Origin of the sequence: Streptomyces sp. NPDC048734, from assembly GCF_043198675.1 — a bacterium.
Lineage (GTDB): Bacteria > Actinomycetota > Actinomycetes > Streptomycetales > Streptomycetaceae > Streptomyces.
Genome location: NZ_JBICUZ010000003.1, coordinates 119,434 through 132,331, shown reverse-complemented (window position 1 = coordinate 132,331; position 12,898 = coordinate 119,434). Strand labels below are relative to the sequence as shown.

Sequence of the window (12,898 nt, the reverse complement as noted above, 5' to 3'; positions counted from 1 at the left end):
CCGACCGCAGTGCGGCACAGTTGCCCCGCCCCGGTCGCTCACGCGCTCAGATCCGCCACCCCCACATGGTCGAACACCTCGCGTTCGCCCTCGCCCGTGCGGTTTTCACCGAGCAGGTACGCCTGTGCCTCGCCCACGTGGAAGTACATACCGTGCAGCTCGAGCTCGCCGGCCCGCAGTGATCGCGCCACCGACCCATGGCCCCGCAGATGGTCCAACTGCTCGACCACATTGGTCAGGCACAGCTGCTCGACCGCGTCGGCGGCCGCCCGCCCGGCCAGCCGCGCCCGGGGCCGGTCGGCGTCGGCCATCCGCTCCAGGCTGGGCAGCCCATGCCGCAGCCACCGCTGCAACGGTGTCTGAGCGTCACCCGGTTCGGCGTTGAGCAGCGCTTGCATGGCCCCGCAGCCGGAGTGCCCGCAGACCGTGATGGACCGCACCTTCAGCACGTCCACCGCGTACTCGATCGCGGCCGCCACCGAGTCGTCCCCGCTCTCCTCGCCGGGCGGTGGCACGAGGTTGCCCACATTGCGCACCACGAACAGGTCGCCAGGACCACTGGAGGTGATCATCGACGTGACCAGCCGCGAGTCGGCGCAGGTGAGGAACAGCTGGGACGGCTGCTGCCCTTCCCGCGCCAGCCGTGCCAGCTCGCCCCGTACCAGTGGTGCGGTGTTTCGCTGGAACGCGCTGATCCCGCGGAGCAGCTGACGCGCACTGGGCCGGGAGCCGGCGGCACCGAGGGCCCGGGCATGCCCGGGCTGTTCGGCGGGTCCGGCCTGTTCGATCCGCTGGGTGTGCGGGGTTTGTCCGGCCTGTTCGGTCGGCTCGGTGAGTGCCGGTGGCGTGGCGGACCTGGCGAGCCCGCTCGCGGCGGCCGACCGGGCGGACTCCGCGGGGAGCGTGCCGGTCCGTCCGTCCGGTTCTTCGCCGGACGGCTCCTTCGACAGGCTCTCCTGGTGCTCCGTGGCGTGGACACCGGGCGGCGGTGCCGACATCGGGCCGTCGCACTGATGGTTGCGCCAGGGTGTCCAGGGACGGCAGCGACAGCCGGTGAGCGGACTGTCCGCCGTGCCGGCGGAGACGGCGACTTTGACGGGTGGGGCGGCAGGGTCGTCACCCTCGCCGTCGGAACCGGAACCTGAGCGGACGGTCCCCGCCCCGGAGCGGCGGCCGGTCAGCTCGACGAAGCCGCCCTGCCCGGTGTGCGTTCTCTGCCAGTCCTGCAGTGCCTCGTACGCCGCGTGATCCATGAAGGAACCGTCCAACTCGACGATCACATGGGCACCTTGGGGCACGTGGTGCAGAGCGCGGCTGAGGCGCGGCACCGCCAGGAACGTCAACTGTCCTCGCACGTGTACGTGATGGACTCCTTCCTTCTCCTCGTGGGTGATGCGGGTGCGGGCGAGGCGGTGCATGGAGACGGCGACGGCCACGGCGATCCCCAGAGTCACGCCCTGCAGGACGCCGAGGAACACCACGCCCAGGGTGGTGAGGGCGTACACCGGCACCTCTCGGTGGCGGGTCACCGTGCGGATGTGGTGCAGGGACACCATCTGGATGCCGACGGCCATGACCAGGGCTGCGAGCGAGGCGAGCGGGATCAGCTCCAGGACCGGGACCATCAGCAGCGCGGCGACTACTACGAGAACGCCGTGCAGCATGGTGGAGTTCCGGCTGACGGCACCGGCGTGCACATTCGCGGAACTGCGTACCGCCACGCCCGCGACGGGCAGTCCGCCCAGTGCGCCGGAGACCAGATTGGCGGCACCCTGGCCGAGCAGTTCGCGATCGAGATCGGAGCGGCCCACCGGGGCGGGCAGGCCGGGGCGGGCGGCGATCAGCTTGTCCACGGCGACCGCGCCGAGCAGCGACTGCACGCTGCACACCAGCGTGATGGTGAGGACGGCGGCGACGAGTCCGAGCACCGGCCCTTCCGGCAGCCCCACCAGGGCATGGCTGCTCCAGGACGGCAGCTCGACCCGGGGCTGGGTGAGCCCGGCCGACACGGCGGTCGCGGTGGCCCCGGTGACGGCGACCAGCGCGGCGGGCACCTTGCGCAGCAGACGGCCCAGGCGGCCGGGCAGGCGCGGCCAGAGCAGCAGCAGGGCCAGCGTGAGAACGCTGACCGCCACCGCGGCCGGGTGCAGGTCGAGCAACTGGGCGGGCAGGGAGCTCAGGTTGTCGAGTACGGAGCTCTGCGGGTTGCCGCCGAGGACGATGTGCAGCTGGGCGACGGCGATGGTGACGCCGATGCCCGCGAGCATGCCGTGCACGATGGCGGGGCTGACGGCGAGCGCACTGCGGGCCACGCGCAGGCAGCCGAGGCCGAGTTGGGCTAGTCCGGCCAGGACGGTGATGGCGCAGGTGGTTTGCCAGCCGTAGCGGTGGATGAGGTCGGCGGTGACGACGGTCAGGCCGGCGGCGGGACCGCTGACCTGGAGAGGTGAGCCGCCGAACCGTCCGGCGACGAGCCCGCCGACGGCGGCGGCGACCAGGCCCGCCTGGAGGGGGGCGCCGGTGGCCAGGGCGATGCCCAGGGACAGGGGCAGGGCGATAAGGAAGACCGCGATCGCGGCGGATACGTCGGCGCCCGCCACGCGGAAGCGGCGGTGCGGTGCGGGCGGCGGGTTGTGGGGTGGGTGGACGCGCTCGGTCTGTGGCGAGTCCGGCGTACGAGCGGGGACGCAGGTTGACATTTTCCCGTCTCCTCCGGGGCTGCGCGGTCGCATTTGCGGCCGTGGGTCACGGCGTACAGCGGCGGGATGGATCAACTATCAGTAAACGAATCGTAATGCAGAGTAAAGGCTAAGAATGGATTTTTAGGGCAAATGGGTTAACCGGCCACTCAGGTGAGTGAACTGAGCATTTGGTCGGCTTGTCGTATTAATTCCTTTTCGGGTCTCGTGTGACGTTGACGGCACCGTTGTTGGCCCTGGAGAAGGAAGAAGGTGGGCGGAAGATGGCCGCCACCCAGAGGATCGCCGCGGGCGCCGTGATCGCCGCGGCGGTCGCGGCGCTCGCCGGCTGCGCTACGGGAACCGGTGGTTCCCACGGTTCTGAAGGAGGGGCGTCGGGGCCCCAGAAGGCGAAGCCGGCGGCCCCCGCGCCCGGGAACGCCGTCCGCCTCATCGGCGACGGCTCCACCGCTTTCACCGGGGCTCAGCCCCATCTGCCCAGACCGGAGCGCCTCAAGCCGGGGCAGAAGCCGCCGCAGTTCGTCGTCTTCTCGTGGGACGGCGCGGGCGAGGACAGCCAGCGGCTGTTCTCCCACTTCCGCAAGGTGGCCAAGGAGAACAACGCCACCATGACCTATTTCCTCAGTGGCGTGTACCTGCTGCCGGAGCACAAGCGTGACCTCTACAGGCCGCCCCAGCACTCGCCGGGCCGCTCCGACATCGGCTTCAACGACGAGCAGGGCATCGCCGACACCGTGAAGCAGCTCCGTCTGGCATGGCTGGAGGGCAGCGAGATCGGCACCCACTTCAACGGTCACTTCTGTGGCAAGGGCGGCGTCGGTGAGTGGTCGGTCGAGGAGTGGAAGGAGGAGATCGCCCAGGCCAAGCAGTTCGTGAAGACCTGGAAGACCAACACCGGCATGGCGCAGGCGGCCCCGCTGCCCTTCGACTACGACAAGGAACTCATCGGCGCCCGCACCCCCTGCCTCGAAGGGCAGGAGAACTTCCGCAGGGCCGGCCGGGAGCTGGGCTTCCGCTACGACACCAGCGGCGTCAACAACCAGGTCTGGCCCGGCAAGAAGGAGGGCCTGTGGGATCTGTCCATGCAGCTCGTGCCTTTCCCCGGCCACTCCTTCGAGCAGCTCACCATGGACTACAACTTCATGGTCAACCAGTCCGGCACCGCCACCCAGGGTGACCCCGCCAAGCACGAGTACTGGGGCGACCAGATGCGTGACGGCCTGCTCAGGGGCTTCCAGCGGGCCTATGACGGCAACCGCGCGCCGCTGATCATCGGCAACCACTTCGAGTCCTGGAACGGCGGCACGTACATGCGCGCCATCGAGGAGGTCGTGGAGAACGTGTGCACCAAGGAGGAGGTGCGTTGCGTCTCCTTCCGGCAGCTCGCGGACTGGCTGGACGCCCAGGACCCGCAGACCCTGGCCAAGCTGCGCGCCCTCGGAGTCGGCGAGGCCCCGAAGCAGGGCTGGGCGTCCTTCCTCTCCGGCGGTTCCGCCCCGGCCCCGAAGGGCGTGCCCGGGGCGCCGGCGGTCAAGCGGTAGCGGTCGGTCGTGGGCGGGGGCGCGCGGGACCGGCCCGCGCGACCGTCACACCGAGGCGGTCAGGCTCTCGCCGAGGACGAAGCCGGGGTCGATCTGCGCAGCCAGGTCGGCCCCCGTCCGCTCGTTCCCCCACGACTGGGCGTTCTTCAGGTGGAAGTGGACCATCTGGCGTGTGTAGCGCCCCCAGTCGCGCCGCTCGTACGCCGAGTCGGCGGTCGCCCGCAGCAGATCCAGCGCGCGGCGGTTGGCGTCCTCCAGGGCGTCGAACCGGGGCGGCCGGCCCTTCTCCATGGCGCGCACCCAGTCCGAGTGGCCGACCGTCACGAGCAGGTCGTCCCCGACCTCGGCGCGGAGGAAGTCGAGGTCGTCCTGGCCCTGGACCTTGTTGCCCACCACCCTCAGCTCGACGCCGAAGTCACGGGCGTACTCCTTGTACTGGCGATAGACGGAGATCCCCCTCCGGGTCGGCTCGGCGACGAGGAACGTGATGTCGAAACGGGTGAACATGCCGGAGGCGAAGGAGTCCGAGCCCGCTGTCATGTCGACGACCACGTACTCGTCGCGGCCGTCCACCAGGTGGTTCAGGCACAGCTCCACCGCTCCCGTCTTGGAGTGGTAGCAGGCGACCCCCAGGTCGGCGTCCGTGAAGGGGCCCGTGACCATCAAACGGACGGCACCGCCGTCGAGTTCCACCGGCCGGGCGCACGCGTCGTACACCGGGTTGTCCTCCGACACCCGCAGCAGCCGCGAACCCTCGCCGGGCGGGGTCGTCTTGATCATTGTCTCGGTGGAGGCGATGCGGGGGTTGGAGCCGCGCAGGTAGTCCTTGATCAGCGGCAGTCGGTCCCCCATCGCGGGCAGCGCCGCGGCCGCTGCCTCGTCGAGCCCGAGTGCGGCGCCCAGGTGCTGGTTGATGTCCGCGTCGACCGCGATCACCGGCGCGCCGCCGGCCGCGAGATGACGGACGAAGAGGGAGGACAGCGTGGTCTTGCCGCTGCCGCCCTTCCCGACGAAAGCAATTTTCATGTTCACCAAGAGTAGTGCCGCATACGCGTTGCGTCGCGCTCCCGCGTGAAGAAGACCACTCCTTCGTGGGGTCCGTGCCTCTGTTGCGTAGTGTCGTACTCATGAGTACGACAGGCGCTACCGCCGATCCGCTCGCAGCCCTGGGATCGCTGCCCGGGGTGGCCGACTCCGTCGAGACCGTGCGCAAAGCCGTGGACCGCGTCTACGGGCACCGCGTCATGCGGCGACGCAGCGCGGCGATCACCTCCGAGGCCGCCCTGCGTGGCTCCCGCGGCTCGGCGGCGCTGTCCGGGGCGGACTGGGTCCTGGAGGAGGTGCGCCGACGCAGCGACTTCGGAGCCGACGACGAGGCACGGGTCGTCGGCGCGGCGCTGCGGCTGACCGCCGAGGCGGGCCAGTTGCTGTCCATCTGGCGGCAGTCGCCCCTGCGGGTGCTGGCGCGGCTGCACCTGGTCGCCGCGGCTACCGACGGCGACGAGGTGGGGCGGCCCAGGCGGTCGGGTGAGGCGGTCGCAGAGCCGCTGATCGAGCTGCCCCAGCCGAGTGCGGACGAGGTTTCCGGCAGGCTGGAGGGGCTGTCCGAGCTGATCCTCGCGGGGAGTTCCGCGCCTGCTCTGGTCACCGCCGCCGTCGTCCACGGCGAACTCCTCGCCCTGCGGCCCTTCGCCTCGCACAACGGCCTGGTGGCACGCGCCGCCGAGCGCATCGTGCTGATCGGCAGCGGCCTCGACCCCAAGGCGGTCTGCCCCGCCGAGGTGGGCCATGCGGAACTGGGCCGGGCGGCCTACCTCGCGGCCCTCGACGGCTATGTCTCCGGTACCCCGGAAGGCATGGCGGCCTGGATCGCCCACTGCGGCAGGGCGGTGGAACTGGGGGCCCGCGAGTCGACAGCGGTGTGCGAGGCGCTTCAGCGCGGGGCGGCGTGACGGAAAGGCGCCCCCGAGGGAGCCGGGCACCCCGGAAGAAGCCGGAGAAGAGTTGCGGCGGTACGAGGTCTCGTACCGCCGCTGGCATGTTCACCGGGTTACCAAGCGTCCTCGATATATGCCCATCAGGTCGGGAACTTCGCCCGTCACCTGGTGCGGCTGGCCCGTAATCGACGGGTCGACGTCGCGTGGGTGCTCGGTGTTCATGCTTCGGTCCGTGGGGCCAAATGCGGTATTAAGGTGATCCTCTCGGATGTCCTTGGTCTCGCGGGCCGTTGACTCCTTTGTACTCCAGGACCCCGGTAAGCGGAAGTGCTGGCGTCCGTTCTTTACTTTTACTCTCAAACAGGTGGTAATCGGTCGCGGAGGGCCGCGCGTGATCGCGGCTCAGACGGTCGCCGCCGCCCGCCGTCGGCTGGCGTACCAGACCAGACCCGCCGTGGCCGCCGCGGCTCCCATCGCCGCCACCGCGACGAGCGCCGGACGGGGCGGGACGGAGAACCCCGGAATCCGCTGCTTGAGGCGCACCGGCCGGTGGAAGTCCAGGATCGGCCATCCGCGCGCGACGGCCTCACGGCGCAGCGCACGGTCCGGATTCACGGCGTGTGGATGACCGACCGCCTCCAGCATCGGCAGGTCGGTCGCCGAGTCGCTGTAGGCGTAACAACGCGCGAGGTCGTAGCCCTCGGACTCCGCCAGTTCCCTGACGGCCTCGGCCTTGGTCGGGCCGTATGCGTAGTACTCCACCTCCCCGGTGAAGCAGCCGTCCTCGCCCACGACCATCCGGGTGGCGACCACGCGGTCCGCGCCGAGCAGCTCGCCGATCGGCTCGACCACTTCGGCGCCCGATGTGGACACGATCACGACGTCGCGGCCGGCGGTGTGGTGCCGCTCGATCAGGGAGGCCGCCTCGTCATAGATGAGCGGGTCGATCAGATCGTGAAGGGTCTCGGCGACGATCTCCTTCACCTGTCGGACGTTCCAGCCGCGGACCATCGCGGAGAGGTACTCGCGAGTCCGCTCCATCTGGTCGTGGTCCATACCGCCGACGAGGAAGACGAACTGCGCATACGCGGTACGCAAGGCCGCCCTGCGGTTGATCAGCCCGCCTTGGTAGAAGGACTTGCTGAAGGTGAGTGTGCTCGACTTCGCAATGACCGTCTTGTCCAGGTCAAAGAAGGCCGCTGTACGGGGCAAGGAGTGGTTTTCCACACCCTTGAGCATAGGGGCAGCTCATTCGGCGTAAGGTCGGCGTGTGGGTTTGCCTGAGAAGGCTCTCGGGTACACCATGGAAGTCACGGATCGTTCGCGACCGTGCTAACCCGGTCCGACTCCTCCCCCCCCGAGTCGGCCGTGGAGACGACCCCCGCTCTCCCCCCCGGCGGGGGTCGTCGCATGTCCGGACGGATTTTCCCCCTCTGTGCGGAGCCGTTCCCCTGTCGACGCGACGAAGGTCGCCCCTTCGGCACGTCCACGACCTGTCACCCTGTGTAGTTGGCTGGCTGCTCCGCGGGCGCCCTGCGCAGGGCGGACGGCGCTCACTGGTACGGGTGACGGTGATATTCACAACTCCCCACTGGTCCACAGTTATCCACCAAGATCCACACGATTTCCGGCTTCGTTGCACCGTGAATCCCACACGTTCGCTCACGCCGAGTTCCGGGCCGGTTCCGTTTGCCGGGCGCCCGAGCCGGTTTCCGGCGGACCTTCATATGGAGACCGGGTGCCGGTTCTTCACACGTACGGGATTCGCGGGGCCGCAGAGGACTGCGCGTCACGCGGCGAAGGGGGAGGAAAACCGTGACCGGAGCCGTCACACACGACCCGCCGCCCGCCGTCGGAGGGCGGCAGGGCAGGCCACTGATCGTCACCGAGGACGCGGCACTCCTCGACGACCTGCTGCGGCTGTGCGCCGCGGCCGGTGCCACACCCGAGGTGCACCACTCGGTGCCCGCGCAGCGGGGCGGCTGGGAGTCCGCGCCGCTCGTCCTGGTCGGTGACGACGCCGCACGCCGCGTGCGTGGCGCGGTCCGCCGCCGCGGAGTGGTCCTCGTGGGGCACGATCAGGACGACTCAGGGGTGTGGCGCAGGGCCGTCGAGATCGGCGCCGACCACGTCCTGGTGCTCCCCGACGGCGAGCAGTGGCTCGTCGACCGGATCGCCGACGTCGCCGAGGGCGTCGGGCGGCCCGCCCTCACCGTGGGAGTCGTCGGCGGGCGCGGCGGGGCCGGAGCGTCCACGCTCGCCTGTGCTCTCGCCGTCACCTCCGCGCGTGAGGGACTGCGCACCCTCCTGGTGGACGCGGATCCACTGGGCGGCGGACTCGACGTACTGCTCGGCGGTGAGACCGTCGAAGGTCTGCGCTGGCCGGCATTCGCCGCCTCACGAGGGCGCGTCGGCGGTGGAGCCCTGGAAGAGTCGCTGCCCGCACTGCATCAGCTGCGCGTGCTCAGCTGGGACCGCGGTGACTGTGTCGCCGTCCCGCCACAGGCCGTGCGGGCAGTGCTCGCCGCCGCCCGCCGCCGCGGCGGCACGGTCGTCGTCGACCTGCCGCGGCGCATCGACGACGGGGTCGCCGAGGTCCTCGCCCAGCTCGACGTCGGCCTCCTCGTGGTCCCCGCCGAACTGCGCGCCGTCGCGGCGGCCGGACGCGTCGCGTCCGCCGTCGGCATGGTCCTGCGCGACCTGAGGGTGGCGGTACGCGGTCCGTACGCCCCCGGACTCGACGACCGTGAAGTGTCCCGCCTCCTCGGACTGCCGTTGGCCGGCGAGGTGCCCGTCGAGTCCGGCCTGCTGCGCCCGGACGGCGGCAAGGCACCGCCCGGTGGGTCCGCGCGCGGACCGCTCGCCCGTTTCTGCAAGGAGTTCTGGGAGCGGGCGCTGACCGAGGCGGGCGCCGTATGAGCACTGTGCCCCGGCTCGACCGCCCGCGAGGATCCGGCGCACTCCTCGACGGCGTACGGCAGTGGCTCGCCGAGAGCGGAGCCGAACCGACACCCGCACGCGTGGCGCAGGCGTTGCGCGAACAGGGGCGTGTTCTCGGGGACGCGGAAGTGCTGGGGGCGGCCGAGCAACTGCGGTCCGAGTTGGTCGGCAGCGGCCCGCTGGAGCCACTGCTCGCCGACCCGTCCGTGACGGACGTCCTGGTGTCGGCCCCTGACCGGGTCTGGGTGGACCGGGGCGGTGGCCTGGAGCTGACCGCCGTCTCCTTCCCGGACGCGTCCGCCGTGCGGCGCCTCGCGCAGCGTTTGGCCGCGGTGGCCGGACGCCGCCTGGACGACGCCCGGCCCTGGGCCGACGCGCGGCTGCCCGACGGAACCAGGCTGCACGCCGTACTGCCCCCGGTGGCCGTCGGCTGCACCTGTCTGGCGCTGCGAGTGGTACGGCCGCGGGCGTTCACCCTGGACGAACTCGTGGCCGCGGGCACGGTTCCGCCGGGTGGGGACGAGGTGCTGCGAGCACTGCTGCGGGCCCGTCTGTCCTTCCTGGTCAGCGGAGGCACCGGCACCGGCAAGACGACTCTGCTCAGCGCGCTGCTGGGCCTGGTCGGGCCGGGGGAGCGGATCGTGCTGGCGGAGGACTCGGCGGAACTGCGGCCTGACCACCCGCACGTCGTCCGGCTGGAGACCAGGCCGGCCAACCAGGAGGGCGCCGGGCTGGTCACGCTCGAGGACCTGGTGCGGCAGGCGCTGCGGATGCGGCCGGATCGGCTGGTCGTGGGCGAGGTGCGCGGAGCGGAGGTCGTCCATCTGCTGGCCGCGCTCAACACCGGCCACGAGGGCGGGTGCGGCACGGTCCACGCGAATGCCGCCGCCGACGTTCCCGCCCGGCTGGAGGCGCTGGGCACGGCGGCCGGGCTCGACCGGGCGGCTCTGCACAGTCAGTTGGCGGCCGCACTGTCCGTGGTGCTGCACCTTGTGCGCGACCCGGCCGGGCGAAGGCGGATCGCCGAGGTGCATGTGCTGGAGCGGGACCCCTCGGGGCTGGTGCGGACCGTGCCGGCGCTGCGGTGGCAGTCGGATGCGTTCGCGTACGAGCGCGGCTGGGAGCGGTTGAGGGAGCTGCTGCGATGCGAGAGGAGTGAGGGGAGCCGTGAGCGTGACAGGCGGAATGGGTGAGGTGCCGATGAGCGCGGCCGTTGCCTGTGCCGGGGTGGCGGTCCTGCTGTGGTGCGGACCGTACTCGGTGCTTCGGCGGGCGCAGTTGCTGCTGGCCGGGGGCGAGGTGGCCGGCAGTGGGCCACCGTCATGGCAGGACCTGGCGCACGATCTGCGGCGCGCGCGTGGACGCTGGCGGCCCGAGTGGTGGTCACCGGTCGTCGGACTGCTTGTGGCCGTGCTCGGCGGCTCGGTGCTGCCGGTCGCCGCGGGGGCGGCAGGGGTACCCCTGCTGCGCCGTGCGCGGCGGGCCCGGTCGGCGCGGCGGGCGGGCGAACGCCGGGCTGACGCGGTGATCGCGCTGTGCGCGGCGCTCGCCGGGGAGGTGCGCTCCGGGAGGCAACCCGGTGAGGCCTTGCAGCGCGCCGCACGCGACTCGGGAGGGCTCGGCGAGGCCCAGGCGGCCGTGCTGGCGGCCGCCCGGTTCGGTGGTGATGTGCCCGGCGCGCTGACCGGTGCGGCACGGCAGCCCGGGGCCGACGGTCTGTTGGGGCTCGCGGCGTGCTGGCGGGTGGCCGTGGACCAGGGAGCGGGGCTTGCGGTCGGACTCGACCGCCTAGAAGGGGCGTTGCGCGCCGAACGCGACCAACGCGCCGACCTGATGGCTCAGTTGGCTGGGGCCCGATCCACCACGGTGATGCTTGCCGGCTTGCCGGTCCTGGGCCTCCTCCTGGGCACGGCACTCGGCGCGGACCCACTGCAGGTCCTGCTGCACACCGGGGCCGGCCTCGGGTGCCTGCTCGTCGGTGGGGTGCTGGAGGGGCTGGGGATGTGGTGGGCGCTGCGGATCATGCGGGGTGCGGAGGGGGCTTGAGGTGAGGGGAAGAGGGGGTGCGAGGCGGGTTTACGGCGGTCGTCCGGGTGAGGCGGCCGGAGGACGAACGAGTGGGAGGGAGGCGGGATGAGTGCGGAAGTTCTCCACAGGCTGGGGGTGGCCGTGGGAATCGCCATGGCCCTCGGGTGGGCGGTGCGGTGCGCGGACACCTTGCGGCGACGGCGGCGGGCGAGGCTGCGGCTCGCCGAGGTGCTGGCCCGCTCGGCAGAGCCGCAGAGTCCGCGGCCTGGGGTGCGGGAGGCCGTACGCCGGTGGCTGCCGGAGGCGGCAGCGGTGGGGGCCGGGTGGATGCTGGGCGGTGGGATCGCCGGTCTCGGCCTGGGGCTGACCGGGGCGGCGGTGCTGTGGTGGTGGCGCCGCAGGCGGCAGACGACGGAGTCGATGAGTGAGGCCGACGTGCGGGCCGCGGCCCGGCAGCTGCCGCTCGCGGCCGATCTGCTGGCCGCGTGCATCGCGGCGGGGGCGGGGCCGGTGATCGCGGCACAAGCCGTGGGGGAAGCACTCGACGGGCCTGTCGGAGGAGCGTTGGCACGTGGTGCCGCCGAGGTGCGTCTGGGAGGTGAACCCGCGAGTGCCTGGCGGAGGTTGGCAGCGGCGCCCGGGGCGGAGGCGCTGGCCCGGCTGCTGGAGCGCGCCGACGTGTCCGGTCTCCCGGCGGCGGTGCCGGTTGCCCGGATCGCGGCCGACGCCCGCGCCGACTGGGCCCGCGCCGGCACGGCCCGCGCCCGACGAGCCGCCGTCATGGTCACCGCACCGGTGGGGCTGTGCTTCCTGCCGGCCTTCATCGCCGTGGGCATCGTTCCCGTCGTGATCGGCCTGGCGGGCGGGGTGCTGGGAGGGGGTGGGCCGTGAGGGGGATCTGACGGGCGGCCGGGTCAGTCGGTCCCGGCCGGTGATGCCGACGATGCCGACGATGCCGGGTAAGGCGGTCGGCGGGGCCGTCCTGTGAGTGCAAGCGGTTGGAGAAGCACGGCAAGGGAGGCGGCTGAAGCAGGTCGAGCAGGTCGAACAGGTCAAGCAGTTCGGCTGGTCCACGGGGACCGGTCATCGATGAGTGGGATCGAGACTCACGGGGGTCGAAATGAGCAAGGCAGTACGAGCGAGGCTGCGTTTCCTGGTGCGCCGGGTGCGTGTGGCGCGGAGGGACGCGGGGATGGTGACGTCCGAGTACGCGATGGGGATCGTTGCGGCGGTGGCGTTCGCCGTGGCCCTCTACCAGGTCGTGACGAGCGGGGCGGTCGCGGCGGAGCTGCAGGACATCGTGAAGCGGGCACTCAGTGCGGGCACGTGAGCGGAACCGGCCGCGAGGCGGGGACCGGGGGTTCGTGACGGCGGAGGCGGCCGTGGTGCTGCCGGTGCTGGTGGCGTTCGCCATGGCGCTGGTCTGGGGGTTGCTGGTCATGGCCGCCCAGATCCAGTGCGTGGACGCGGCCAGGACCGGCGCCCGGGCCGCCGCCCGGCAGGACCCGGCCGACGCGGTCGTGAAGGTGACGCGGGCGACGGCACCGCGTGGGGCGCGGGTGTCGGTCACCCGGGAGGGGGACCAGGTCCGGGTGGTGGTCGTGGCGAGGCCGCCGGTGCTGCGCGGGTTGCCGTTCGAGGTACGGGAGGAAGCCGTGGCGGCGGCGGAGGACGCGGGGATCACGGTGGACGGCGGCGGTGCCGGGGCCGGATCGGAGGCGGGACCGTGAGGGGATGCGGGGGAGGTGCCGCG

At 71.9% G+C, this 12,898-nt stretch carries 11 protein-coding genes; 8 read left to right on the top strand and 3 right to left on the bottom strand.

The genetic code is table 11. The features are described from left to right. Positions 1 to 38: 38 nt before the first annotated feature. Positions 39 to 2,699, bottom strand: a complete 2,661-nt coding sequence (locus ACGFQC_RS09600; protein ID WP_363087422.1) for a bifunctional SulP family inorganic anion transporter/carbonic anhydrase — start codon at positions 2,697 to 2,699, stop codon at positions 39 to 41. Between the two features lie 263 nt (positions 2,700 to 2,962). Here ACGFQC_RS09600 and ACGFQC_RS09595 point away from each other — a divergent pair, with 263 nt between their 5' ends. After that, a complete protein-coding gene (locus ACGFQC_RS09595) occupies positions 2,963 to 4,240 on the top strand; it encodes a hypothetical protein (protein WP_363087421.1) in 1,278 nt (425 codons plus the stop codon). 45 nt (positions 4,241 to 4,285) lie between these two features. Here the strand turns inward: ACGFQC_RS09595 and ACGFQC_RS09590 are convergent, their stop codons facing one another. Continuing rightward, complete coding sequence (locus ACGFQC_RS09590; RefSeq protein ID WP_363087420.1) at positions 4,286 to 5,266, bottom strand: ATP-binding protein; 981 nt, start codon at positions 5,264 to 5,266, stop codon at positions 4,286 to 4,288. 101 nt (positions 5,267 to 5,367) lie between these two features. Here ACGFQC_RS09590 and ACGFQC_RS09585 point away from each other — a divergent pair, with 101 nt between their 5' ends. After that, the gene (locus ACGFQC_RS09585) at positions 5,368 to 6,192 is read left to right on the top strand and encodes an oxidoreductase (protein WP_363087419.1); all 825 of its coding nucleotides are present in this window, start codon (positions 5,368 to 5,370) and stop codon (positions 6,190 to 6,192) included. A gap of 387 nt (positions 6,193 to 6,579) precedes the next feature. Here the strand turns inward: ACGFQC_RS09585 and ACGFQC_RS09580 are convergent, their stop codons facing one another. Then, the gene (locus ACGFQC_RS09580) at positions 6,580 to 7,416 is read right to left on the bottom strand and encodes an HAD family hydrolase (RefSeq protein WP_363087418.1); all 837 of its coding nucleotides are present in this window, start codon (positions 7,414 to 7,416) and stop codon (positions 6,580 to 6,582) included. A 576-nt stretch (positions 7,417 to 7,992) separates the two neighbouring features. On the opposite strand from ACGFQC_RS09580, the gene ssd reads away from it, so the two are divergent. The 6 genes from ssd to ACGFQC_RS09550 all read left to right on the top strand — a co-directional run bounded on the left by ssd (position 7,993) and on the right by ACGFQC_RS09550 (position 12,875). Next, the gene (gene ssd, locus ACGFQC_RS09575; RefSeq protein ID WP_363087417.1) at positions 7,993 to 9,096 is read left to right on the top strand and encodes a septum site-determining protein Ssd; all 1,104 of its coding nucleotides are present in this window, start codon (positions 7,993 to 7,995) and stop codon (positions 9,094 to 9,096) included. Beyond that, the gene (locus tag ACGFQC_RS09570; protein WP_363087416.1) at positions 9,093 to 10,310 is read left to right on the top strand and encodes a TadA family conjugal transfer-associated ATPase; all 1,218 of its coding nucleotides are present in this window, start codon (positions 9,093 to 9,095) and stop codon (positions 10,308 to 10,310) included. Before ssd ends, ACGFQC_RS09570 begins: the two co-directional genes overlap by 4 nt. A 7-nt stretch (positions 10,311 to 10,317) precedes the next feature. After that, complete coding sequence (locus ACGFQC_RS09565; RefSeq protein ID WP_363087415.1) at positions 10,318 to 11,163, top strand: type II secretion system F family protein; 846 nt, start codon at positions 10,318 to 10,320, stop codon at positions 11,161 to 11,163. Between the two features lie 87 nt (positions 11,164 to 11,250). Beyond that, positions 11,251 to 12,036: a type II secretion system F family protein gene (locus tag ACGFQC_RS09560; protein WP_363087414.1), complete on the top strand. Its 786-nt coding sequence runs from the start codon at positions 11,251 to 11,253 to the stop codon at positions 12,034 to 12,036. A gap of 229 nt (positions 12,037 to 12,265) precedes the next feature. After that, positions 12,266 to 12,475: a DUF4244 domain-containing protein gene (locus tag ACGFQC_RS09555; protein ID WP_363087413.1), complete on the top strand. Its 210-nt coding sequence runs from the start codon at positions 12,266 to 12,268 to the stop codon at positions 12,473 to 12,475. A gap of 34 nt (positions 12,476 to 12,509) precedes the next feature. After that, positions 12,510 to 12,875 carry a TadE family type IV pilus minor pilin gene (locus ACGFQC_RS09550; protein ID WP_363087412.1) on the top strand — a complete coding sequence of 122 codons (366 nt, stop codon included), beginning with the start codon at positions 12,510 to 12,512 and terminating at the stop codon, positions 12,873 to 12,875. Positions 12,876 to 12,898: the final 23 nt, after the last annotated feature.

What these genes read in the sequence shown, in the direction of transcription:
- ACGFQC_RS09600 (WP_363087422.1), bottom strand. Translation starts at nt 2,699, where the DNA reads ATGTCAACCTGCGTCCCCGCTCGTACGCCGGACTCGCCACAGACCGAG.
- ACGFQC_RS09595 (WP_363087421.1), top strand. Translation starts at nt 2,963, where the DNA reads ATGGCCGCCACCCAGAGGATCGCCGCGGGCGCCGTGATCGCCGCGGCG.
- ACGFQC_RS09590 (WP_363087420.1), bottom strand. Translation starts at nt 5,266, where the DNA reads ATGAAAATTGCTTTCGTCGGGAAGGGCGGCAGCGGCAAGACCACGCTG.
- ACGFQC_RS09585 (WP_363087419.1), top strand. Translation starts at nt 5,368, where the DNA reads ATGAGTACGACAGGCGCTACCGCCGATCCGCTCGCAGCCCTGGGATCG.
- ACGFQC_RS09580 (WP_363087418.1), bottom strand. Translation starts at nt 7,416, where the DNA reads ATGCTCAAGGGTGTGGAAAACCACTCCTTGCCCCGTACAGCGGCCTTC.
- ACGFQC_RS09570 (WP_363087416.1), top strand. Translation starts at nt 9,093, where the DNA reads ATGAGCACTGTGCCCCGGCTCGACCGCCCGCGAGGATCCGGCGCACTC.
- ACGFQC_RS09565 (WP_363087415.1), top strand. Translation starts at nt 10,318, where the DNA reads ATGAGCGCGGCCGTTGCCTGTGCCGGGGTGGCGGTCCTGCTGTGGTGC.
- ACGFQC_RS09560 (WP_363087414.1), top strand. Translation starts at nt 11,251, where the DNA reads ATGAGTGCGGAAGTTCTCCACAGGCTGGGGGTGGCCGTGGGAATCGCC.
- ACGFQC_RS09555 (WP_363087413.1), top strand. Translation starts at nt 12,266, where the DNA reads ATGAGCAAGGCAGTACGAGCGAGGCTGCGTTTCCTGGTGCGCCGGGTG.